Annotated in this window: 23 protein-coding genes; 13 read left to right on the top strand and 10 right to left on the bottom strand. The window is 70.9% G+C overall.

Annotated elements, in window-relative coordinates; translation table 11 throughout:
- Window positions 1-3: 3 nt before the first annotated feature.
- Window positions 4-2,103, bottom strand: a complete 2,100-nt coding sequence (locus OG266_RS31295) for a DHA2 family efflux MFS transporter permease subunit (RefSeq protein WP_371549713.1) — start codon at window positions 2,101-2,103, stop codon at window positions 4-6.
- A gap of 189 nt (window positions 2,104-2,292) precedes the next feature.
- On the opposite strand from OG266_RS31295, the gene OG266_RS31290 reads away from it, so the two are divergent.
- The gene (locus OG266_RS31290) at window positions 2,293-3,213 is read left to right on the top strand and encodes a peptidoglycan-binding protein (protein WP_371549711.1); all 921 of its coding nucleotides are present in this window, start codon (window positions 2,293-2,295) and stop codon (window positions 3,211-3,213) included.
- Between the two features lie 574 nt (window positions 3,214-3,787).
- Here OG266_RS31290 and OG266_RS31285 read toward each other — a convergent pair.
- Together OG266_RS31285 and OG266_RS31280 are read right to left on the bottom strand one after the other, a co-directional pair.
- Entirely contained in the window at window positions 3,788-4,453 is a 666-nt protein-coding gene (locus tag OG266_RS31285; RefSeq protein WP_329547902.1) for an HAD family hydrolase, read from the bottom strand.
- 268 nt (window positions 4,454-4,721) lie between these two features.
- Complete coding sequence (locus OG266_RS31280) at window positions 4,722-5,303, bottom strand: TMEM165/GDT1 family protein (RefSeq protein ID WP_266463402.1); 582 nt, start codon at window positions 5,301-5,303, stop codon at window positions 4,722-4,724.
- Between the two features lie 472 nt (window positions 5,304-5,775).
- On the opposite strand from OG266_RS31280, the gene OG266_RS31275 reads away from it, so the two are divergent.
- The 4 genes from OG266_RS31275 to OG266_RS31260 all read left to right on the top strand — a co-directional run bounded on the left by OG266_RS31275 (window position 5,776) and on the right by OG266_RS31260 (window position 10,791).
- Entirely contained in the window at window positions 5,776-6,420 is a 645-nt protein-coding gene (locus OG266_RS31275) for an HNH endonuclease family protein (RefSeq protein ID WP_371549708.1), read from the top strand.
- Window positions 6,421-6,513: 93 nt separating this feature from the next.
- Window positions 6,514-8,151: an alkaline phosphatase D family protein gene (locus OG266_RS31270; RefSeq protein WP_371549706.1), complete on the top strand. Its 1,638-nt coding sequence runs from the start codon at window positions 6,514-6,516 to the stop codon at window positions 8,149-8,151.
- A gap of 184 nt (window positions 8,152-8,335) precedes the next feature.
- Entirely contained in the window at window positions 8,336-10,255 is a 1,920-nt protein-coding gene (locus tag OG266_RS31265) for an FAD/NAD(P)-binding protein (RefSeq protein WP_371549704.1), read from the top strand.
- 86 nt (window positions 10,256-10,341) lie between these two features.
- A complete protein-coding gene (locus OG266_RS31260; RefSeq protein ID WP_371549703.1) occupies window positions 10,342-10,791 on the top strand; it encodes a DoxX family protein in 450 nt (149 codons plus the stop codon).
- Between the two features lie 87 nt (window positions 10,792-10,878).
- Here OG266_RS31260 and OG266_RS31255 read toward each other — a convergent pair whose 3' ends face one another.
- Window positions 10,879-11,442, bottom strand: coding sequence for a superoxide dismutase family protein (locus tag OG266_RS31255; protein WP_371549702.1), 564 nt, complete (start codon window positions 11,440-11,442; stop codon window positions 10,879-10,881).
- 255 nt (window positions 11,443-11,697) lie between these two features.
- Here OG266_RS31255 and OG266_RS31250 point away from each other — a divergent pair, with 255 nt between their 5' ends.
- Window positions 11,698-12,324: a DedA family protein gene (locus OG266_RS31250; protein ID WP_371549700.1), complete on the top strand. Its 627-nt coding sequence runs from the start codon at window positions 11,698-11,700 to the stop codon at window positions 12,322-12,324.
- A gap of 96 nt (window positions 12,325-12,420) precedes the next feature.
- On the opposite strand, the gene OG266_RS31245 is transcribed toward OG266_RS31250, so the two are convergent.
- A complete protein-coding gene (locus OG266_RS31245; protein ID WP_266463376.1) occupies window positions 12,421-12,648 on the bottom strand; it encodes a DUF2277 domain-containing protein in 228 nt (75 codons plus the stop codon).
- Between the two features lie 133 nt (window positions 12,649-12,781).
- On the opposite strand from OG266_RS31245, the gene OG266_RS31240 reads away from it, so the two are divergent.
- Window positions 12,782-13,693 (top strand): ketopantoate reductase family protein, encoded by a 912-nt coding sequence (locus OG266_RS31240; protein WP_371549697.1) that lies wholly within the window; start codon window positions 12,782-12,784, stop codon window positions 13,691-13,693.
- A 36-nt stretch (window positions 13,694-13,729) separates the two neighbouring features.
- Here the strand turns inward: OG266_RS31240 and OG266_RS31235 are convergent, their stop codons facing one another.
- The 3 genes from OG266_RS31235 to OG266_RS31225 are packed head-to-tail and all read right to left on the bottom strand — an operon-like array spanning window position 13,730 to window position 16,217.
- Entirely contained in the window at window positions 13,730-14,317 is a 588-nt protein-coding gene (locus OG266_RS31235) for a hydrolase (RefSeq protein WP_371549695.1), read from the bottom strand.
- A 2-nt stretch (window positions 14,318-14,319) separates the two neighbouring features.
- Window positions 14,320-15,741 (bottom strand): MFS transporter, encoded by a 1,422-nt coding sequence (locus tag OG266_RS31230; RefSeq protein ID WP_371553027.1) that lies wholly within the window; start codon window positions 15,739-15,741, stop codon window positions 14,320-14,322.
- Window positions 15,741-16,217, bottom strand: a complete 477-nt coding sequence (locus OG266_RS31225; protein ID WP_371549694.1) for a MarR family winged helix-turn-helix transcriptional regulator — start codon at window positions 16,215-16,217, stop codon at window positions 15,741-15,743. Before OG266_RS31225 ends, OG266_RS31230 begins: the two co-directional genes overlap by 1 nt.
- A 160-nt stretch (window positions 16,218-16,377) precedes the next feature.
- Between OG266_RS31225 and OG266_RS31220 the strand changes: the two genes are divergently transcribed.
- From OG266_RS31220 to rox, 5 genes are all read left to right on the top strand, one after another.
- Window positions 16,378-16,824: an SRPBCC domain-containing protein gene (locus tag OG266_RS31220; RefSeq protein WP_371549691.1), complete on the top strand. Its 447-nt coding sequence runs from the start codon at window positions 16,378-16,380 to the stop codon at window positions 16,822-16,824.
- Window positions 16,821-17,201 carry an ArsR/SmtB family transcription factor gene (locus OG266_RS31215; protein ID WP_371549689.1) on the top strand — a complete coding sequence of 127 codons (381 nt, stop codon included), beginning with the start codon at window positions 16,821-16,823 and terminating at the stop codon, window positions 17,199-17,201. Before OG266_RS31220 ends, OG266_RS31215 begins: the two co-directional genes overlap by 4 nt.
- 53 nt (window positions 17,202-17,254) lie before the next feature.
- Entirely contained in the window at window positions 17,255-17,737 is a 483-nt protein-coding gene (locus tag OG266_RS31210) for a hypothetical protein (protein ID WP_371549687.1), read from the top strand.
- Window positions 17,738-17,889: 152 nt separating this feature from the next.
- Window positions 17,890-19,113, top strand: a complete 1,224-nt coding sequence (locus OG266_RS31205; RefSeq protein WP_371549685.1) for a TolB family protein — start codon at window positions 17,890-17,892, stop codon at window positions 19,111-19,113.
- Between the two features lie 219 nt (window positions 19,114-19,332).
- Window positions 19,333-20,784, top strand: a complete 1,452-nt coding sequence (gene rox, locus OG266_RS31200) for a rifampin monooxygenase (RefSeq protein ID WP_371549683.1) — start codon at window positions 19,333-19,335, stop codon at window positions 20,782-20,784.
- Window positions 20,785-20,866: 82 nt separating this feature from the next.
- Here rox and OG266_RS31195 read toward each other — a convergent pair whose 3' ends face one another.
- Entirely contained in the window at window positions 20,867-21,355 is a 489-nt protein-coding gene (locus OG266_RS31195; protein WP_371549681.1) for a hypothetical protein, read from the bottom strand.
- 172 nt (window positions 21,356-21,527) lie between these two features.
- On the opposite strand from OG266_RS31195, the gene OG266_RS31190 reads away from it, so the two are divergent.
- Entirely contained in the window at window positions 21,528-21,860 is a 333-nt protein-coding gene (locus tag OG266_RS31190; protein ID WP_371549679.1) for a hypothetical protein, read from the top strand.
- Window positions 21,861-21,870: 10 nt separating this feature from the next.
- Here OG266_RS31190 and OG266_RS31185 read toward each other — a convergent pair whose 3' ends face one another.
- A complete protein-coding gene (locus OG266_RS31185) occupies window positions 21,871-22,515 on the bottom strand; it encodes an AAA family ATPase (RefSeq protein WP_371549678.1) in 645 nt (214 codons plus the stop codon).
- Between the last annotated feature and the right edge of the window lie 16 nt (window positions 22,516-22,531).

Below are 22,531 nucleotides of genomic sequence, written 5' to 3'. Positions count from 1 at the left end.
ACGTCAGACCGAGCGCCGCGGCACCGTCCCGTCGTGCGGGCGCTCCTCGTCGGACCCGCACAACTCGGCGTTCAACTCCTCGACCAGCTTGACCAGATCGGTCGGGCGGTCCGGCCCCCACCAGTCGCCGAGCAGCTCCCCCAGGGACTCCTCACGCGCCCTGGACAGCGTCGCGGCGGCCTCTCGGCCCTCGTCCGTCAGCACGAGGTCGAGTCCCTCGCGGACGGCGAGCCTGCGCTCCTCGACCTGCCGGGCCGCGGCCATCACGACGGTCAGCGGTACCGCGCTGTGCTCGGCCAGCTGCGCGGGCTCGGCCCACCCGTACTTCCTGATGCGCAGCAGCAGCCAGCTCGCGGCGGGCAGCAGGTCGTAGCCGGCCCGCACGGTGATCTTCTCGTAGATCTCGCGCCGCCCCTCCCGGGTGCCGAGCACGGACAGCGCCCGGCACACCTCGTCGTACGACGAACGCTCCACCGGATTGCTCGCGAGCGTCTGGGTGGCATCCGGCGCCGTGACCGACCCGCGCAGCTTGTCCTCGCGCAGGAACCACGCCAGTACGAAACCGAGGAGGGCGACCGGGGCGGCGTACAGGAACACGTCGGTGATGGCCGAGGCGTACGCGTGCAGGACGGGCGGCCTCAGCGCGGCCGGCAGGTCGGCGATGCCCTTCGGGTCGGCCTTGAGCGAGTCCACGCTGGTGCCCGCCGGGAGCTGCTGTCCGCCGAGCGCGGTCGTCAGCTTGTCGCCGAGGCGGCTCGCGAAGACCGAGCCGAAGATGGCCACGCCGAACGCGGCGCCGATGGAGCGGAAGAAGGTGGCGCCCGAGGTGGCGACGCCCAGATCCTCGTACGGGACCGCGTTCTGCACGATCAGCACCAGCACCTGCATGACCAGGCCGAGGCCCAGACCGAAGACGAAGAAGTACGCGCTCATCTCGCCGGTACTGCTGAACTCGTCGAGCTGGTGGAGGAGCAGCAGACCGAGGGCCGTGATCCCCGTACCGGCGATGGGGAACACCTTCCAGCGGCCGGTGCGGCTGACGATCTGCCCGGAGGCGGTGGAGGCGAGCAGCAGGCCGAACACCATCGGCAACAGGTGCACGCCGGACATCGTCGGCGTCACGCCCTGCACGACCTGGAGGAACGTCGGCAGGTAGGTCATCGCGCCGAACATCGCGAAGCCGACGATGAAGCTGATGACGGCGGACAGGACGAAGGTGCGGATGCGGAACAGCTTGGGCGGGAGGACCGGTTCGGCCGCCCTGCGTTCGACGGACACGAAGGCCACGGCCAGTACGACACCCAGGACCGCGAGGCCGATGATCTGCGGCGAGCCCCAGCCCCAGGTGGTGCCGCCGAACGAGGCCACCATGATCAGGGCGGTGGCGACCGCCGCGATGAGGAAGGTGCCGAGGTAGTCGATGACGTGCTTGGCCGACTTCCTCGGGATGTGCAGGACCGTCGCGATCACGATGAGCGCGACGACGCCGATGGGCAGGTTGATGTAGAAGACCCAGCGCCAGCTGAGGTGTTCGGTGAAGAGTCCGCCGAGGAGCGGGCCGAGCACACTGGTCGTGCCGAAGACGGCGCCGAACAGGCCCTGGTACTTGCCGCGTTCGCGCGGCGGGACGAGGTCTCCGACGATCGCCATCGACAGGACCATGAGTCCGCCGCCGCCGAGGCCCTGAAGCGCCCGGAAGCCGATCAGCTGCGGCATGTTCTGCGCGAGGCCGCACAGCGCGGAGCCGATCAGGAAGATCACGATCGCGGCCTGGAACAGCCTCTTCCGGCCGTACTGGTCGCCGAGCTTCCCCCACAGCGGGGTCGCCGCGGTCGACGCGAGCAGGTACGCGGTGACCACCCAGGACAGGTGGTCCAGGCCGCCGAGGTCGCTGACGATCGTCGGCAGCGCCGTCGACACGATCGTCTGGTCGAGGGAGGCCAGCAGCATGCCGAGCAGCAGCGCGCCGATCGAGACGAGGACGCTGCCGTGCACGTGCTCGCCGGCGTCGGTGGCGGCCGCCTCGCGCCGTCTGACGGCGCTCTCGTTCACGCCCAGCGGCGCGGACGGCGTGCCGTCCGTGCCGTGCCCGTCCTCGGTCATGCAGACCTCCCGCCGGCCCCGAGGGCCCCGGTAGCGTCCCGGTCACCCTCCATCCTGATCGGTGTGACCGGTTATGGCCTGTTGAGTCCTGCGGAGGCCGGGATTCCGGGGGCTCCGGGGAGATTGTGTGGGGGACGTACGGATAACCTCGGGAGTTCCTCAGGGGGAGGACAGGGGATGGATCCACGCGTGAATGAACCGAACGGGCACATATGCCCCGAGTGCGCGGCGCCCCGTGCGCCGGACGGCAGCCCGTCGTGCGCCTGCACCCAGCGTGCGTCGGATGCGCTGCGCGACGCGCGTACGGCGGAGGCGGCTGCGGCGGAGGACTTCGATCCGCTGCGGATCCGGCCGTACGTGGAGCTTGAGCCGGGGGACGCGGACACGGCCGTGGTGCCGGTGTCCGTCGCCGTACCGGGGTTCTCCGACGATGCGTCCGCGTCGACGATGCGGCTGGCGGCCGTGCCTAGCGGCGCCGGCGCGCCGCCGGACGTACCACCCCGGTCCGGGCGGCGGCGTCGCGTCGTCCTCCTGGGCGTCGCCGGGGCCGTGGTGACGGTCGTCGCCGCGGCGGGCTTCGCCAGTGGGCTGTTCTCGTACGACACTCCCTCGCGGGACGGCGCCCTGCCGGACGCCGTTCGAGCGAGCGTCCCGGAGGCGTCCCCCACGTCCGCCTCGGCGTCACCGTCCACGAGCACGTCGTCGTCGCCCCCGGCGCCGGCCGCCCCGGCGCCGCCGCCGCCCAGCGCGACCCCCTCACCGTCACGCTCGTCGGCCGCGTCCTCGACCCCGTCCCCGTCGGCCACTCCGTCCCAGACCCCGACGACCGAGCGCGCCACCGGCTCGGCGGAGGCCACCGGCGACGAATCGGACGACGGACGCCAGACCGAAATCCTGCGCCGCGGCGACGAGGGCCCCGAGGTCACCGAACTCCAGCTCCGCCTGACGCAGTTGGCCCTGTACGTCGGCAATGCCGACGGCGACTACGACAACCAGGTCGAGGAATCCGTACGCCGCTACCAGTGGGCCCGGGGAATCACAGCCGACGACCTGGGCGTGTACGGCGGGGCGACCCGGACGAGCCTGGAAGCGGAGACGACGGAGCCGTGACCGTTTCGGCCTGCTGCTCGGTGGGTGGGTCGGGGGCGTGCCGGTACGTCCGCCCGTCGCCGCCGGATCAGACGTCGCCCGAGCACTGAAACGTCCGGTGACGCGAACGTACGCGACGGGCTTTGGACGTACCGGCACGCCCCCTCCCGCCGGTGGGCATCATCAGCCAGCCCGTCCGGCGTCCGGGAAAAGTCTGCGCCATCCCAATCCCCCACCCACCCGCGGAGCCGCACCTCTCAGCCCGGCGAGCACCCTTCAGCCCGACCGGCGCCCGGGAAAACACTGCGCCATCCCAATCCCCCACCCACCCGCGGGGGCGGCACTCTTCAGCTCCGGGCAGGGCCATTCAGCCCGACCGGCGTCCAGGAAAACGCTGCACCATCCCGATCCCCCACCCACCCACGGGGGCGGCACTCTTCAGCTCCGGGTAGGGCCATTCAGCCCGTCCGGCGTTTGAGGACGAGCCCTTCGGGCGAACGGGGGTCTGGGGGCGGAGCCCCCAGGAAGCAAGGGACGGGTAGGGGCGGAGGGGGCGAAAAAACCCTTCCCCCGCACCCGCGTCGGGCCCACGCCCTCACCCCACGTACAGCCGAATCCCCCCACCGTCCACACCCTCGACCCGCACCTGCGTAAGGTCACGGACCACCACATCGGGCCGGTGGAACCCGGCCCGAGGACCGACCCCGACGACCCGCATCCCGGCGGCACGCCCCGCCGAGATCCCCGCCCCGGAGTCCTCGAAAACGACACACTCCTCAGGCGCGACGCCCAGTTCCGCGGCCCCCTTGAGGAACCCCTCGGGATCCGGCTTGCTCGCCCCGACGGACTCGGCGGTGACCCGCACATCGGGCAGCGCAAGCCCGGCCGCAGCCATCCGCGCGGTGGACAGCCCCACGTCCGCGGAGGTCACCAGCGCATGCGGAAGCCCGGCAAGGGACGCCAGGAACTCCCCCGCACCGGGAACCGCGACGACGCCGTCCATGTCGGCCGTCTCCTCGGCAAGCATCCACGCGTTGTCCGCGTAGTTCTGCTCCATCGGCCGGCTCGGCAGCAGCACGGCCATCGAGGCGTACCCCTGCCTGCCGTGGACGACCTTCATGACCTCGTCGCCGTCCAGCCCGTGCCGGTCGGCCCAGCGGCGCCAGACGCGCTCGACGACGGCGTCCGAGTTGACGAGGGTGCCGTCCATGTCGAGCAGGAGGGCGCGGGCGGTCAGAACGGTGGGAGCCGTCATCGGCATGCTCCAGGGCGCGGAAGACGTGGGAAACGAGGAAAACCCAGCAAAGGGGACCGGTTACGGCCCCCAGGGACAAGGTGACCCCGCCCGCCGGTCAGGGAGTGCGGACGGGAGCCACTTTGTTCCTTCACGATACAAAAAGAGAGGGCCTCGGCGCCACCGCCCCTGACCAGGCGCTTTACCAACGCACCTACGGAAAGTCACCCCCAAGACAGCAGGGAGACACCACCCGTACGCCGCACGGACACCTGCCCGACCGAGCACGGGGGCCTCAGCCCGTCACCGCCTCGAACAGGCTCCACACCCCGAGCCCCAGCATCAGCATCGCCGCGACCTTGGTGATCAGCCGCAGCGGCACCCGCTTCATCAGCGCCTTGCCGCCGACGATCCCGAGCCCGGCGACCGCCCACAGCGCGAGCACCGCACCGAGGCCGACGGAGAGCGGATCGTCGTAGCGGGCCGCGAGGTTCGCCGTCATGATCTGGGTGAGATCGCCGAACTCGGCGACCAGGATGAGCATGAAGCCCGCCCCGGAAACCTTCCAGAAGCTCTGGTTCGCGGGCTTGCGGACCTCCTCCTCGTCCTCGTCCTTCTTCATCAGCAGCACCGCCGCGCCACCGAGGAAGAGCACACCGGTGACGGCGTGCACGATCTGCTGCGGCAGCAGGGTCAGGACGCTGCCCGCAGCGACTGCGAGCGCTACATGGAGGGCGAACGCGGCGGCGACGCCTGCGAAGACGTACGAGGCGCGGTAGCGGGTGCCGAGGACGAGTCCGGCTAGCGCGGTCTTGTCCGGCAGTTCGGCGAGGAAGACGACGCCGAAGACGACGGCCATGACACTGAAGCTGATCAAAATTCCTCAATCGGTCGGGCTGCCCCACCGAGAGTGCTGTGACTGCGACGCGACACCTCGGCACGGCAGCACACAGGGGCACCCGTACGAAAACGTACGAATGACGCACATGTTGTGCACTGCTTGCCGAAGGTCTCGCTGGCCGGCCCCGTGAACGAGGTCTGCCTCCGGGCGCCGGCTCAGACGAGCTGAGCAGTATGTCGACGGTCCGGCGAAGAGCTACTCCCCTTCTGCGCCATCCATCGTACGGGACGGCCGCGCGGACCCCGTAGGGCCTTTGGTCCCGCCGCAGGCGTAGGAGTTCTGGTTCGTCGGACTGGCGTAGGACATCTGGTTCGCCAGATTCGTCAGAAGTCTTGATGTGTCATGAGCACGTCACTAACTTCTCACCTGACGCACATCCTCTGGAAACACGCCGCCGCAAGCATGTGCTCGCTCGCCCCCAACGACCCCCCACTCCAAGGGAGTTCGCATGCCAAAGGTCTACGCGCGTCGACGGCTGAGTGTACTCGCAGCCGTCACCGGTCTGATAGCCATGGTCGGGATTTTCAACGGCCCGACCGCCTCCGCCGCGCTGCCCACCCCGGTCAGCGCCGCCACCGCCCGCACCTACCTCGCCTCCCTCACCGTGGCGACCGAGGACCGCACCGGCTACGACCGTGATCTGTTCAACCACTGGATCACCATCAGCGGCACCTGCAACACCCGCGAGACGGTCCTGAAGCGGGACGGCACGAACGTCGTCACCAGCTCCGCCTGTGCCGCCACCAGCGGCAGTTGGTACTCCGTCTACGACGGCGCCACCTGGACCGCCGCGTCCGACCTGGACATCGACCACCTGGTCCCGCTGGCCGAGGCCTGGGACTCCGGCGCCGACAGCTGGACCAGCACCCAGCGGCAGAACTTCGCCAACGACCTGGTCCGCCCGCAGCTCATCGCCGTCACGGACAACGTGAACCAGTCGAAGAGCGACCAGGACCCGGCCGAGTGGATGCCGTCCGTCACCTCGTACGCCTGCACGTACGTCCGTGCCTGGGTCCAGGTGAAGTACTACTACGACCTCTCGGTCGACACCGCGGAGAAGGCCAAGCTGACCTCGGTCCTCAGCGGCTGCTGATCCGGCGCAATTCACAAGGTCGCGGTTCCCGGAACCTCCCCGCCGACCTCCGTCGTTCCGTACCGTACGGGGCGACGGAGGAGGCTGATCAACTTGGCGGAACTGCGCCTGGGACCGCTGCTGAGGTACGTCGACGGCTCGTCCGCGACCTTCTGGGTCGAGGCGAGCCGTCCGTGCATCGCCGAGGTGCGCTGCGCCGACGGCTCTCGCGGCGAGGCCCGGACCTTCCAAGTCGCCGGACACCACTACGCGTTGGTGCCGGTGAGCGGACTGACCCCGGGGACGGCGACCGCGTACGAGGTGTTGCTGGACGGTTCCTCCGTCTGGCCGCTGCCCGACTCCGGGTTCCCGCCCTCGGTCGTCAGCACCCTCGACGGTGACACCGTCCGGGTCACCTTCGGCTCCTGCCGCTGGGCCGCGCCGCCCGAGGACGAGAAGGACCCGGTGGGCCCGGACGCCCTCGACACCCTGGCGGCCCGCATCGCCGGGGCTCCGGAAGGCGAACGCCCGGACGTTCTGCTGCTGTTGGGCGACCAGGTGTACGCGGACGAGGTCTCCCAGGCCACGCTCGGCTGGATCGCCGCCCGCCGCGGCCTCGACGACCCCCCGGGCCACCAGGTCGCGGACTACGAGGAGTACACCCGCCTCTACTACGAGTCCTGGCTCGACCCCGAGATCCGCTGGCTGCTGTCCACCGTGCCCAGCTGCATGATCTTCGACGACCACGACGTCATCGACGACTGGAACACCAGCGCCTCCTGGGTCGCCGACATGCGCGCCACCCCGTGGTGGCGCGAGCGGATCCTGAGCGGCCTGATGTCCTACTGGGTCCACCAGCACCTCGGCAACCTCTCCCCGCGCGAACTGTCCGAGGACCTGCTGTACGCCGCCGTCCGCGAGACCCCCGACGGCACCGACGTCCTGCGCGCCTTCTCCGCCCAGGCGGACGCCGACCCCGCCTCCGTCCGCTGGAGCTACCGCCGCGACTTCGGCCGCGTCCGCGTCGTCATGCTCGACACCCGCGCGGCCCGCGTCCTCGACGAGAAGAACCGCCGGATGATCGACCCCGGGGAGGCCCAGTGGCTGCGCGAACAGGCGCTGGAGTCGCCCGGCTCGTACGACCATCTCCTCATCGGCACCTCCCTGCCCTGGCTGCTTCCCCCGCTCATACACGACGCCGAGACCTGGAACGCGGCGCTGTGCGAGGGGAAACGGGGTGAACGGTGGGCGCGGTTCGGCGAGAAGATGCGCAGGGCTGCCGACCTGGAGCACTGGGCGGCGTTCCCGTCCTCGTTCGAGGCGCTCACGGAGTTCATCGCCGGGGCGGGCTCAGGGGACGACGCCCCGGCGACGGTGTGCGTGCTGTCCGGAGACGTGCACCACGCGTATGTCGCCGAGCCGACCTGGCCCGGCGGCGCCCAGCCCGCCGCCCGGGTGCTCCAGCTGACCTGCTCCCCCGTCCACAACTCGATACCGCTGCACATAAGGCTCGGCTTCCGCTTCGGCTGGAGCGGCCTCGGGCGGGCGATCGGGCACCGGTTCACCCGGCACGGCCGCTGCGCGCACCCGCCCGTCGAGTGGCGCAGAGCCGGCGGCCCCTGGTTCGGCAACCAGCTGATGACCCTGACGCTGCGCGGGCGTTCCGCATCCCTGCGCCTGGACCAGGCACGGGCTCTGCGCGGCGGAGGCGCCCGCCTCGAAACAGTGGAGGAGTCCGTACTCACCACCTAATAGGCGCATTGCGTACGGTTGTTGTGCGCGTTGTCCCTGATGCTCGTGAGGCATCCCACACCTGACGCCGATCATCCGCCCCAGGTCTCGGCTCCCGCTCCGTACGACGGCATGATGAGGCGGACCGTCCGCTTCCAGTGGGCGGTTTGCTGCCCTGCGCCCCACACGCCCGGGAGTCACCCCTTTGTCCGCACCACCCGCCGCGCCCGCCGGGACCACCCACGCCTCGGTCGCCCTCGTCGGCGCGGGCCCGCGCGGCACCAGCGTCCTGGAACGCCTCTGCGCCTCCGTGCCGGAGCTCCTGCCGCCCGATGTGCGGCTGACCGTCCACGTCGTCGATCCCGCCCCACCGGGACCCGGCCGCGTCTGGCGCACCGCACAGTCGCCGCAGCTGCTGATGAACACCGTGGCCTCGCAGGTGACCCTGTTCACCGACGAGAGCGTGGACTGCTCGGGGCCGATACGCCCGGGGCCGAGCCTGCACGCGTGGGCGGGCGGCGAGCTGGGCCCGGACGACTATCCGACCCGCGCCCAGTACGGCCGTTACCTGGAGTGGGTCTTCGGCAGGGTCGTGCGCGGGGCACCGTCCGAGGTGCGGGTCGAGGTGCACACCGCCCGCGCGACCCGGCTCGACGACGCGCGCGACGGCCGTCAGACACTCACCCTCTCCACCGGCCGCACGTTGTCGGGGCTCGCCGCCGTGGTCCTCGCGCAGGGCCATCTGCCGGTCCTCGCCGATCCCGCGGACAGACACCTCACCGCGTACGCCGAACGGCACGGCCTGCGCCGCGTGCTGCCCGCCAACCCGGCCGACGTCGACCTCTCCGCGCCCGCCCCCGGCGAACCCGTCCTGCTGCGCGGCCTCGGCCTCAACTTCTTCGACCACATGGCCCTGTTGACCACGGGCCGCGGCGGCCGCTTCACCCGCACCCGCCAGGGCCTGCGCTACCTCCCCTCGGGCGAGGAGCCCCGCCTGTACGCCGGCTCCCGCCGCGGCATCCCGCACCAGGCCCGCGGCGACAACGCGAAGGGCCCCTACGGCCGGCACCTTCCCGTCGTCCTCACCGACGACGTGATCGCCGGCTTCCGCAAGCGCGCGGACTCCGGTGACGCGCCCGACTTCCTGCGCGAGATATGGCCACTGGTGGCGAAGGAGGTGGAAACGGTCTATTACGAGGGGCTGTTGGAGCAGGCTGGGGCGGGGCCGTTCCGGGACCGCTTCCTGGCCGTCCCCCACCGGAGTCCCCAAGAGGCCGCGCTTCTCGACGAGTTCGAGGTTCCCGCCGCCAACCGCTGGTCCTGGGACCGCATTTCACGCCCGTACGCCGGTCAGGTCTTCACGGGGCCCGATGCCTGGCGGGACTGGCTGCTCGGGTATCTGCGCGAGGACGCCGAGCAGGCCGCGCTCGGCAATGTCGAGGGCCCGCTCAAAGCCGCCCTCGACGTGCTGCGGGACCTGCGCAACGAGCTGCGGCAGATCGTGGATCACGGCGGCCTGTCGGGTGCTTCGCGCCGCGAGCACCTTGACCGCTGGTACACGCCGCTCAACGCCTTCCTCTCCATCGGGCCGCCCCGGCAGCGCGTCGAGGAGATGGCGGCGCTGATCGAGGCGGGCACGCTGACTGTTCTCGGACCCCGCCTCGAAGTACGGGCCGAGGACGGGGCCTGGGTCGCGCACTCCCCCGACGTGCCGGGTTCCGCCGTACGCGCGACGACGCTCATAGAGGCGCGGCTGCCGGAAGCGGACGTGCGGCGGACGGCCGACGAGCTGCTCGGGCGGCTGCTGAAGACGGGCCGGTGCCGCCCGCACACGGTTGACGGTTACGAAACCGGAGGGCTGGACGTAACACCTCGCCCCTATCGTCTGATTGACCGTCAAGGGCAGGCGCACACAAGGCGGTTCGCGTTCGGGGTGCCCACGGAAGGGGTGCACTGGGTGACCGCGGCCGGGGCCAGACCGGGGGTGGATTCGGTCACGCTTTCGGACGCCGACGCGGTGGCGCGGGCGGTACTACGGGTGGCACTACGTGCGACGACAGCCGAAACGGAAGCGCAAGCGGAAGCGGGTCCGTGGCTGAATGTTGAACTTGCAAGCATTGATTAGGTTCACCTAACGTAGGTGGCTCACTCGGTTCCGTCCCCCACGACCGGTCCGCCCCACAGGACCGGCCCGACCGAAGGAGACCCCCCATGTCCGGACGCCTCAACAGCGCCCAGCCCTATGCCGTCGGCCTGTTCCGCATCGTCGTCGGCCTGCTCTTCGCCTGCCACGGCGCCGCCTCCCTCTTCGGCGTCCTCGGTGGCGCGGCGGGCGGCGGCAGCATCGACGCCGGCACCTGGCCCGGCTGGTACGCGGCCGTGATCCAGCTCGTCGGCGGCACCCTCGTCCTGCTCGGCCTCGGCACCCGCGCCGCCGCGTTCATCGCCTCCGGCTCGATGGCGTACGCGTACTTCGACGTGCACCAGCAGGGCGCCCTGTGGCCGATCCAGAACGGCGGCGAGGCCTCGGCGATGTTCTGCTGGGCCTTCCTGCTGCTGGTCTTCACCGGCTCCGGCGCCTTCGGTATCGACCGTGTCTTCGCCTCCCGCACCACCTCGGACCCGGCGGACAAGCGGACCTCGCAGCCCGTCGCCGTCTGATCGCTCACGCGACGGCGCACATCCCGTCGTACGAAGGCGGCGCCCATCCCCTCGTACGAAGGGGTGGGCGCCGTCGCCGTTACGCGCTCAGCCCGTTCCGGTCACCCATCCGAACGGAACCGTGAAGCAGCCCACCCGGGAGCCGCTCATGCCCTTCTCGTCGTGCAGCACCACGGAGGTGGCCCCGTCGCGCCGGAAGCCCCAGCCGTGCCGGGCGACCGCCTCGCCCGCGCCCTGCGCATCGGCCTTGAAGTCCAGCCAGACCTCGTTCTCGGCGTTGGCGTAGGCAGGGTCCTTCGACGGCTGCACCGGATCCACGGTGTGCTGGTAGTGCCCGCCTGCGGCGGCGGGATCGGCGGCGCACGGCTTCTGGTGCACATGCACGCCGTACACGTACCCCGGCTTCAGCCCCTCCGCCTTCAGCCGCACGGTCGTCGCCCCGCTCGCCTCGATGTGCTGGCTCACCTGGATGTGGGCCGCCGCGGGCACGAGCGACATGTCGTACGTCAGTGCCGCCGACGGGACGAGGGCGGTGGGCGGCGCGAAGCGCGCGTCCGTCTTCATCCAGTAGCCGTCGGGGGCGGCCGTACCGCCGCTGCCCGCCGCCAGTACGGCCGACGCCAGAGCGCCTACGAATATCCCTGCCACCATCGCTGTCCAACTCCTCTTGGGTCTGTGCGCACCCCCACCGCGTCGATCCCCCTGCTTCGTTGGTACGGGAAGTCGGCGCCGCGCGCCGTGCGGGGGCGGCAGCCGGGTGAACGTGATGTGAGAGACCCACGAGCCCCCCGTGGAACTCCTGTCACACCCCCCGCGTACGCTGTATGGCTGTCACAGGCCGCCTTGCCGCTCCCCGCTACGCCGCGGCGTGGTTGTGCCTACGGGGGAGTACAGGGGAGTGTTTCGGTGCTTGAGAGTGTGGGGTCGCTGACCGGCAGCCCATGGATCTACGCGGCGGTGGCCCTGTCGGTCCTGCTCGACGTCTTCCTGCCGGTACTGCCCAGCGGCGTACTGGTCATCATGGCCGCCACCGCCGCGGCGGCGGGCACCGCGACCGGCGAGGTCCCGCAGGCGGTGCCCGACATCCTGTTCCTCACCCTGTCCGCGGCCACCGCCTCGGTGCTGGGCGACCTCGTGGCGTACCGCCTGGCCTGGCGCGGCGGCGAACGCCTCGACCGTGCCATCGCCCGCTCCCGCCGCCTGACCAGCGCGCAGGAACGTCTCGGCGCGGCCCTCGCACGGGGCGGCGGCCCGCTGGTCGTCATCGCCCGCTTCGCCCCGGCCGGCCGCTCGGTCGTCTCACTCGGCGCCGGCGCGGCCCACCGCCGCGTCCGCGAGTTCCTGCCCTGGTCGATCCTCGCGGGCCTGTCCTGGGCCGTCTACAGCGTCGCTCTCGGCTACTTCGGCGGCCAGTGGCTGGGCGCGACCTGGCTCGCCACGGGGGTTTCACTCGTGGCGCTGTTCGGCGCGGGCGCGGGGGCGGCGTACCTGATGCGGCGACCGGCTACCGAGGATCTGGGCAGCGGGGCATAAGCGGGGGTCCAGCGCAGCGCCCCAAAGGGGCGCGGGGAACTGCGCGACCAGCCACGACGGACCCGCAGACGACGCACCGGACCAACAGCGGAGCGCTCACGCTCGCTGGGCCGCCGCCCCGCGTACCTCCAAGCCGCCCAGGAGTTCGGCGGTGGCCGCCGCGATCGCCTCGACCGCCTGGTCGAAGACCTCACGGTTGTGGGCGGCGGGGGCGCGGAAGCCGGACACCTTGCGGACGTACTGGAGCGCGGCGGCGCGGATCTCCTCCTCGGTGGCCTCTTCGGGGATCACGGGCGGGCGGAGTGTCTTGATGCTGCGGCACATACGTCCAGTGTCGCGCGTACCCCGGGCAACGTCTGCAGCCCCCGGGGTTTCGGGACTCCCGTACCGGCTGCGATGATCCACTCCGAGGCGGCCACCCTTCCCGGGGGCCGACCGACGAGAGGACCGAACAGACATGACCAAAGAGCAAGTCACACCTATGACGGTCGCCGTCCTGGGCCCCGGCGGCATCGGCGGCCTGCTCGCCGCACTGCTGTCCCGTGCCGGGCACCGGGTGATCTGCCTGGCCGGGGACGAGACCGCACGGACGCTGAGGGCGGACGGCATGCGCGTGCGCAGCGGGCCCTTCGGCGACTTCATGGCGCGTGTCGAGGCGGACACCGAGCTGCGCGAGCCCGTGGACGCCTGCCTGATCGCGGTCAAGGCCACGGCGCTCGACGCGGCCCTGCAGCGGGTCCCGGTGAACGCGCCGGGCGACGGCCTGCTCGTACCGTTCCTGAACGGCGTCGAACACCCGGCGGCCCTGCGCGAGCGCTACGGCCCGAGCCGGGTGGCGCCCGCGGTGATCCGCGTGGAGTCGACTCGCGTGGCCCCGGGGCTGATCGAGCACGACAGTCCCTTCGCGGAGGTCGACCTGACCGGCGAGACGGTCGGGCGCGAGCAGTTGGACGCTCTCGCGGGAGCCCTGGCCGGGACCGGCATCGGCACCCGTGTCCAGGACGGCGAGGCGGCGACGCTGTGGGCGAAGATGTCCTTCCTCGCGCCCCTCGCCCTGCTGACCACCCGCTACGGGCTGCCGCTCGGCGACGTACGCACGCTCCACCGCGAGGAGTTGACAGCGCTGGCCGAGGAGACGGCGGCCGTCAGCACCGCGTGCGGCGCTCCGGCCGATCCGGCCGCCGCCCTCGCCCGTTACGACTCCTTCCCGCACGGCACCAAGTCCTCCATGCAGCGCGACGCCGAGGCGGGCCGTCCGCTCGAACTGGACGCGATCGGCGGGGCGTTGCTGCGGGCGGCCGAGCGGTACGGGGTGCCCGTGCCGGTGGCGAGCGCGCTGGTGCGGGAGTTGGCGGCGACGGGTCGCTGACCCGCCGCCTACGGCCTCCAGGGGGCCGGAGCCTCGTCAGGGGCGGGTCTTCGCCAGCAGCTCGACGACCTCGGCCGTCGTCCCCGTCTCGCCGAGGCGGGGGAAGATCCGCTCCACGCTGTTGCGGTGGGTGTCGGCGTCGATGTCGGTCATCGCGTCGGTGGCGAGGGTGACGTGGTAGCCGTGTTCGTGGGCGGCGCGGGCGCTGGACTCCACGCCGATGCTGGTGGCGATGCCTGCCAGCACGATCTGGGTGATCCCGCGGCGGCGCAGGTGCAGGTCCAGGTCGGTGCCGTAGAAGGCGCCCCAGTTCCGCTTGGTGACGGTGATGTCCTCGGGGTGCCCGGCCAGCTTGTCGGCGATGACGTCCCAACCCTCCGGCCAGGTGCGGGGGTGGCTGCCGCCGTCGATCCGGCCGGGCGCGGCGTCCGATCCGTCGGCGGCCGCGGTGACCCGTACGAGGACGACGGGGAGGCCGTGGCCGCGGAAGGCGTCGGCGAGCTGGCTCGCGCGCTCCAGGACCTCGGCGGCGGGGTACGGGGCGAGGCCGGGGTTCCCGACGATCCCGTTCTGCAGATCGATGAGGACGAGCGCGGTACGGGGGTCGAGCGTGGTGAGTGCCATGGTCAGGCCTTTCCAGATCCGGAAACAGGGGTTCCGGGGGTGGGGGTGATGGTGCGGAGGGAACGGTCGAGGAGGGTCACGGCCAGGAGCAGCACGGCTCCGGCGAGCATGAACAGGGCCAGCTCGTGCAGCCCGTGGGTGTCGGCGCCGTGGGCGAAGAAGGCCGCGGTGGCGGCGGAGGCGCCCATCGCGCCGAGGTAGGTGAAGGTGCGCAGCAGTCCGGCGGCGGAGCCGATGCGGTCGGGGTCGGCCTGCCGGTAGAGGGCGGTCTGGTTGGCGAGGCCGTTGAGACCTTGCGGTACGCCCATGAGGACGCCCGCGGCGGCGAGCAGCCAGACCGGGGAGCCGGAGCCCACCACAAGGAGCACCGCACAGCCGGCGATCTGCGCGAGGCTGCCGACGACCAGCTTGGCGCGGACGGCCTCACGCCGTCCGGTGGCGCCGGCGAAGGCCAGCGCGGTCAACGACAGCGGCAGCAGCAGGAGTCCGGCGGCGGAGGCGTTCAGCCCGCGCCCCTCCTCCAGCCACTGCGTGAAGCCGTACAGGAACGCGTACACGGCGGTGAAGGCCAGGAACTGGCGCAGGAACGTGGCCAGCATGGGCAGGTTCCCGCCGAGCACCCGCAGATCGATGAAGGGCTCCGCGACGCGCAGTTCCCGCAGGACGAGCCCACTGCCCGCGACGGCTGTCAGCCCGAGGAGATACAGGCCGGCGACGCCCGGGTTCATCAGGAACAGCATCAGCGAGACGAGCATCGCGGCGAACAGCACCATGCCCACGAGGTCCACGGCCCGCTTCGCAGGCGGCGTCGCGAACGAATGCTTCGGCAGGCGCAGCGAGCCGAGCACCAGACAGGCCAGCGACAACGGGATGTTGACGGTGAAGACGATCCGCCAGCCGCCCGCGCCGATGAGCAGTCCGCCCAGTGTGGGGCCGATGACGACGACACTCTGGTTGGCGACCGAGAGCGCGGTCAGGACGCCGGTCGGGCTGTCGTGCCCGGTGCGCTCGGCCTCGCTCCGGGTGAGGTACATGGACGCGGGATACGCGGCCGACGTACCGAATCCGAGCAGCACCCGGGCGGCGATCAGCACGCCCAGGGAGGGGGCGATGGCACCGAGGATTCCGGCGATCCCGACCAGCCCCGTACCGATGAGGTAGAGGCGACGGGGTCCGTACGTGTCGACCAGCCGCCCGATGACGGGCTGGCCGACGGCGGTGGCGAGGTAGAGCGCGGAGACGAGCCACGCCGTCTCCGAGGGCGGCGCCCCGAAGGCGGCCCCGATCGGCACCAACGCCACCGCGATCATCGAGGAGTTGACCGGGTTGAGTACGGAACCGAGGACCATCGGGGCGATCAGGCGCCGGTCGAAGCCCGTCGGGGCCGCGCGCGGCGGCCTGGTGGAGCGGGCGAGTTTCGGTATCACTGCCGGGTGAGCCGTTCCAGTACGGCCATCGCCTCGACGACGGTCTGCCGCTCGGCCTCCGTGCAGCGGTCCTGGAAGGCCCGGGCCAGCCACTCCTCGCGGGCCTGCCGGGTGCCCTCGACGCGCTCGCGGCCGGCGTCGGTCAGCGTGACGAGCTGACGCCGGCCGTCGTTCGGATCCGGGCTGCGCTCGATCAGCCCCTGCTCGTCGAGTGCGGCGAGGGTGGTGGCCATCGACTGCGGGCGGACCCCCTCGGCGGCCGCGAGCGCGCTGGCCGTGGCGGCCCCGCTCTTGCTCACCAGGGTGAGCGCGGACACCTGCGAAGGCGTGAGGTCGTCCGTCTCGGAGACCTCCCTGATCCGCCGCCGCAGCCGGCTGAACGCCACGCGCAGATCGAGTGCGGCGCGGGCGGCGGACCCGGAGATGCCCTCGGGGGCCTCGATGCCTTTGTCCACGCCACCGTCTTTGTCCATGCCACCAAGCTAATTTATTCAGTCTGGACTGTCCAGTTGAAACTGAACAGTCTGGGCTGATGCCACCTCCTCGCGAAGTGCAACCGGTGGGTTGCGCCTAGGGCCCCGTTGTGCAACTCTGGGGTTGCAAGTCAATGGCGGCGATGAACGGAGTCAGCTCATGAGCTCGGACCGAATCGAACGCGAAACCCTTATCTCGGCACCCCTGGAGCGGGTCTGGTCGCTGGTGGCCCAACCCGGGTTCTGGGTGGCCGACAAGGCGAGTCTGCCCGGCACCGTGGCCAAGGAGGGCGAGACGATGGTGGCGAAGAACGCAGAGCACGGCGACTTCCCGGTGCGCGTGGAGAAGGTCGAGCCGCCGACGTACCTGGCGTACCGCTGGACCAGCGCGTTCCCTGGAGAAGAGCTGCGCGAGGACAACAGCACCCTCGTGGAGTTCACATTGACCCAGGAGGGCGACCAGACGCGGCTGCGCGTCGTCGAGAGCGGGTTCGCGGCGCTGGCCGGGTCCGAGGAACTGCGCAGTCAGAACCTCAAGGACCACAGCGAAGGCTGGCCCCTGGAGCTCGACGCGCTCAAGACGCGCGCGGAACAGCCGTCCACGTGACCGCAGAACGTACCGGCGCCGCCGAGGCCGTCGACAGCGTCCTCGGCGCGCTGGCCGACCCGACGCGACGTCAGTTGCTCGACCTGCTCGCCGCACAGGGCGAGGCCACCGCGACGACACTCGCCGAACGGCTTCCCGTCTCCCGGCAGGCGGTGGTCAAGCACCTCGCCGTCCTGGACGCCGCCGGACTGGTCTCCGGCAGCAGGGTCGGACGCGAGGTCCGGTACGCGGTCCGGCCCGCGGCGCTCGACACGACGGCACGGTGGATGGCCTCACTCGCCGCCGACTGGGACCGGCGCCTGGCGAACATCAAACGCGTCGCCGAGGCGGCGGAGCGGGATTCGGGGTCGACACAGCCCGACCAAAAGGGCGGTTGAAACGGCCCGACTGAAAGGGCAGTCGACACAGCCCGACCGAAAGGACACAACTCATGGACTCGTCAGCACTTCGCAGCGCCTACGACAGCCTGCTCGACGCGGCGGCTCTCCCCGACCTCGGCGACGCGGACGACGGCGGATGGAACGCCGACCAGATCCTGGCCCATCTCCTCAGCGTCGATGCCGCGACCGCAGCGGTTGCGCTCGGCGTCGTCGCCGGCTCGCGACCCACCTTCGACAACCGGGTCTCCCTCGACACCTGGAACCTCGACCGGATCATCGCCGAACACGCGGACAGGGCAGCCCTGATGAGTCACGTCCGAAGCCAGGCCGCCGTCCTGTGCGACATCGCCGATCAGCTCAACGAGGAAGCCGCCTCGGTCCTGGTGCCCTCGCTCCTCCTGTCCAACGACACCCTCGTCGTGGACCAGCCGATTCCCCTCGCAAGCCTCATCACCGGCCTCGCCGAGAACCACGTACCAGGGCACACCCAACAGCTCCTCGACCTGCGCGTCACGACCCCTGGACACGTCTGAAAGGCGTCGGACCCATCGGATACCGATGCATTGACCCTTGGCAGGTGGCGCGCTTTCATCGCGTGAATCCTTGTGAGTCCTCTGCGCAGGGCCGGGGGCACGGGATACGGGGGGCGGCTGTGGCCGTCCCCCGCCGAAGGGGGAGCCACCTGATGAGACCTTCCTTACGCATCACCCTGACCGCCGTGCTGGCGGTCGCCGTCTCCTGTCTCGCCTCGCCCGCGGGGGCGGCGAGCGACGACCTGGTCCCGAGCACCGAACGGATCAGCGTGGCCCCAGACGGCACCGGCGGAAACAGTCACTCGGTGGATCCGGTGGTCAGCGCGGACGGACGCGTCGTCGCCTTCGCGTCGACGGCGACCAACCTGGTGGCCGGTACGGACGTGCGGAACAACGTCTTCTACCGGACGGCTCCGGGCGCACCGCTGCAGCGTGTGGTGGTGCCCGGCGAGACGACGTCGACGCCCCAACTGTCCGAGTCGGGGCGCTACCTGACCTTCACCTCGTACTCGGCCACGACCGCGACCTCCTCCGTGCACGTCATGGACCTGCACACCGGGCTGATCGAACGCTTGGCGCCCGCGATGGACGAGGGCTACCAAGTGTCGTACGGCATCGCCCCGATCAGCGCGAATGGACGGTACGTCGCCTTCGTCGCCCGCCCCACGGTCGACGAACACGGCGCGTTCGCCTGCCGGATCATGCTCCTTGACCGCCGGACGCAGCAGGTGCAGCGGGTCAGCCGGCCCTCGGACGGCTCCAAGAACTTCCACCAGTGCCAGCAGATCTCGATGAGCGCCAACGGCCGCAAGGTCGCCTATCTGGAGGGCTACTCCGGGCCGGCCGCCGACGACCAGGGCGACATCCTGGTGTACGACCGGGTGACCGGGCGGACCGTGCAGGCGGATGCCACCCATGACGGTGGGCCGGCCGACATGTCGGCGATCGCTCCGGTGCTCAGCGCCGACGGCTCCAAGGTCGGCTTCAACTCGCAGGCCACCAACCTGGTCCCGGACGCCGACCCGAACAACGGCTGGAACGCCTTCGTACGTGATCTGTGCACGGGCACGCTCCAGCGGTACGACGGTCGGTCCCCCACCGATCTCACCCTGGTCTCGGACCTGTCGGTGAACGGCTCGAAGCTGCTCCTGAACACGGCGGACGCGGACCGCAGGTCGCTGGGGCTGATCCTGCGCGATCTGCCCGCCGGCCACGAGGAATTGCTGTCGCCGGGGCAGGACGGCAGTCCCGTCACCGTGGGGCGAGCGGCGCTCAGCGCGGACGAGTCGACGGTGGTCTTCGACTCCTACTACCCCGGCCTGGTCCCCGATGACACGAACCTGATCGGGGATGTGTTCGTCCGCACCTTGGGCTGAGCCAAGAGACCACTGCACGACGAAGGGCAAGGAGAGTTCGTACTCCTTGCCCTTCTCAACGTATAGCGCACCGGGGGGCTTGCGGCAAGGCCCGGGTGGTGTCGCAGAATGGTCGGCCAAGGCCAGGACCTGCGGAAATGGCAGATTTTCGGAGCGCGTGCCTCCGGATTTGCGCGGGTCGGCCGGGCCGAAAACCAGTTTCGTTGAACGGGTGTATCGATGATTGACGTGATCGTGGTCGGCGGCGGACCGACCGGCTTGATGCTGGCCGCCGAGTTGCGGCTGCACGACGTGCAGGTGGTCGTGCTGGAGAAGTTGACCGAGCCGACCACGCAGTCCCGCGGGCAGGGCCTGCACGCGCGCAGCGTCGAGATGATGGACCAGCGCGGCCTGCTCGACCGATTCCTCGCGGTGAGCGAGAAGTTCCAGGTCGGCGGTCTCTTCGGCGGCATCGCGAAGCCGTGGCCGGACCGGTTGGACACGGCTCACCCGTACGGCGTCGCCACCCCGCAGCCGCTCACCGAACGGCTGCTCAACGAGCGTGCCCTCGAACTCGGTACGGAGATCAGGCGCGGCTGCGAAGTGGTCGGGCTGAGCCAGTCCGAGGACGACGGGGACGAAGACGGGGCCGGAGTGACCGTCGAGCTGGCGGACGGTACGCGGTTGCGCTCGCGCTACCTCGTCGGGGCCGACGGCGGCCGCAGTGCGGTGCGCAAGCTGCTCGGCGTCGGTTTCCCCGGCGAGCCCGCCAAGGTCGAGACGCTGCTCGGGGAAATGGAGGTGACCGAGGATCCGGCGACGATCGCCGCCACCGTCGAGGAGGTCCACAAGACCCAACTGCGGTTCGGCGTCGCCCCACCCGATGAGAACGGGGTGTGCCGCGTCGTCGTGCCCGCCGACGGGGTGACCGAGGACCGTGCCGCCGAGCCGACCCTCGACGACTTCAAGAAGCAGCTGCGGGCGTTCGCCGGCACCGACTTCGGCGTCCACTCGCCGCGCTGGCTGTCCCGGTTCGGCGACGCCACCCGGCAGGCCGAGCGCTACCGGGTCGGCCGGGTGCTGCTGGCCGGCGACGCGGCGCACATCCACCCGCCGACCGGCGGACAGGGGCTCAACCTCGGTGTGCAGGACGCGTTCAACCTCGGCTGGAAGCTGGCCGCCGCAGTCAACGGCTGGGCTCCGGAAGGGCTGTTGGACAGTTACCACACCGAACGGCACCCGGTGGGCGCCCGCGTGCTGGACAACACCCGCGCGCAGATCACGCTCCTTGGGGCCGACGCGGGTGCGACCGCGCTGCGGGAGCTGTTCTCGAAGCTGATGGACTTCGAGGAGGTGAACCGGTACGTGACCGGGATGATCACCGCGGTCGAGATCCGCTACGACTTCGGCGAGGGCCACGAACTGCTCGGCCGGCGGATGCGGGACGTGAAGCTGAAGCAGGGCCGCCTCTATGAGCTGACGCACGGCGGCCGCGGACTGCTGCTCGACCAGACCGGCCGCCTTTCGGTGGCGGGTTGGGCGGACCGGGTCGACCACGTCGTCGACGTCAGCGAGGAACTGGACGCACCCGCAGTGCTGTTGCGGCCGGACGGCCACGTGGCGTGGGTCGGTGACGACCAGCGGGATCTGCTCGGCCACCTGCCCAAGTGGTTCGGCGCGGCGGCCGGTTGAGCCTGCGGTCGCCTTTCGGTCGGCTCGAGCTGCGGGGCGGGTGCGCAGGGGTCCTGCCCCCGCAGGGTCGAGTGGCTCGGGCCTACCAGGTGAGTTCGAGGGAGCCGCCCACCGGCAGGGCGTGCCAGCGGTCCGCGTGCTCGTCGAGGCGGGTCACGATGCGGTCGACGACCGGGGGGAGCTCGTCGGCGCGTACATACGCGGGGAGGGTCTTCGCGTGGCCGCGGCGTACCTCCCAGACCGGCACGGCGATGCCCGCCAGCTCCTCCGAGCGCGCCATGTCCGCCCGCGCCTGCGGGGACGGCTGAACCGGCTTCGACTTGCGGCGGCGTGCCGCCTTGTTCCGTTCGGCGGGGTCCGCGGGCCAGAACAGGCCGTTGTCACCGGCGGCCAGTCGCCCGTACACCCCGAGCCTGATCCCTGCCTCCGCCTCGACCAGGAAGTGGACCAGGTCGTGCGGCAGGTAGGGATGTCCGCCGGGACCGTTGCGCGGGGCCAGCGCCGCGCCGCTCTCGCGGTGCACCGAGATGTCGTAACTCGTACCGGGGCCCTTGGTGAAGACGACGCGCATGGCCGACACGCTAGGCGTCGGCCCCGCACCCCCGCACCCCGTTTTCCAGCGGCCGCAGCCCCCACGGTAGCCGGACGGCGGCCTGCCGTTCGCGAGGGCTCGGCCACACCCGTTCGCGTGAAGTCCCGGAAGGAACTCGCATCCCAAAATCGAACAGGCGTACCATTGCCGTGTGGCTGCGACCTATGACTTTCCGAGTGACCTCCTGGCCGGTCAGGAGGAGCTGCATCAGGTCCGGGCCGAGCTACTGGCCCTGCTGAAGCGTCTCCCCTGGTCGGTCGAGCCCCTGGACGGCTTCAGCGACACCAACGGCTGGCGCAAGGTGGAACGGCCCGCCTCCCCCGGCTGGACGGCGGACGAACAGGCCGAGGTGGAGAAGCTCCGACAGCGCGAGCGCGAACTCGCCGTGTTCGTGAGCTGCCACCGCTTCTGGTCGGAGGTCATCCCCGCGGAAACGGTCGACGCCCGCGCGAGCCTGAAGCACGCCCACGAGGACCCGGTGTGAACGCGAAGGCTCAGTCCGCCTTCGGAGGATTCGGAGGATTGCGAGGTGTACGCAGAGTCCGCCGGAGCGTCTCGAAGGCCGTGGGTCGCGGGCGGTCCGCCAGGAAGTCCCGTACGCGAAGAGCGCATTCCAGCGGGCTCTGAAGACTGGTGTCGACGTCGAGGTCATGCAGTTCGTGGGAGTGGACCGCGTCGTACTGCATGGCGGCCAGCCCCCGCTGCCGGTCCCCGCGCTCGGCCTCACGCCGCTCCAGCTCGGGCAGCGGACAGCGCACCCCGACCAGAACGGTGTCCCCGGGCACGAGCAGGTCGAGAAGATCGAGCAACCGCCAACGACGACTCAGCGGATGGTCGACGACGACGTTGTTGCCACCGGCCGCCATACCCGCGACGGCCCGGTGGAAGCCCTTGACCGTGCGGTCGATCTCCGCCTGAAGATCGCCGTCGGCCAACTCACTGCCGCCCCGCATGGAATGGAAGACGTCCACCGGCATGTGGAACCACGTCCCGTCGAGAACGCCGAGCAGTTCCCGGGCGATGCTGCTCTTCCCGGAGCTGGACGTGCCGTTGAGCAGAATGACCGTGCCCCCGGCCTTCGTGTCGGGGATACGCACGTGATCCGGGACCGCAGTGCCCGGAGCCGCCTCGGTCGCCATCGTGTCGCCCTTCTGC

This window comes from Streptomyces sp. NBC_00554, assembly GCF_041431135.1.
Taxonomy (GTDB): Bacteria; Actinomycetota; Actinomycetes; order Streptomycetales; family Streptomycetaceae; genus Streptomyces.
The sequence above is the reverse complement of the archived record's forward strand: the minus strand, read 5'-3'. Positions and strand labels throughout refer to the sequence as shown.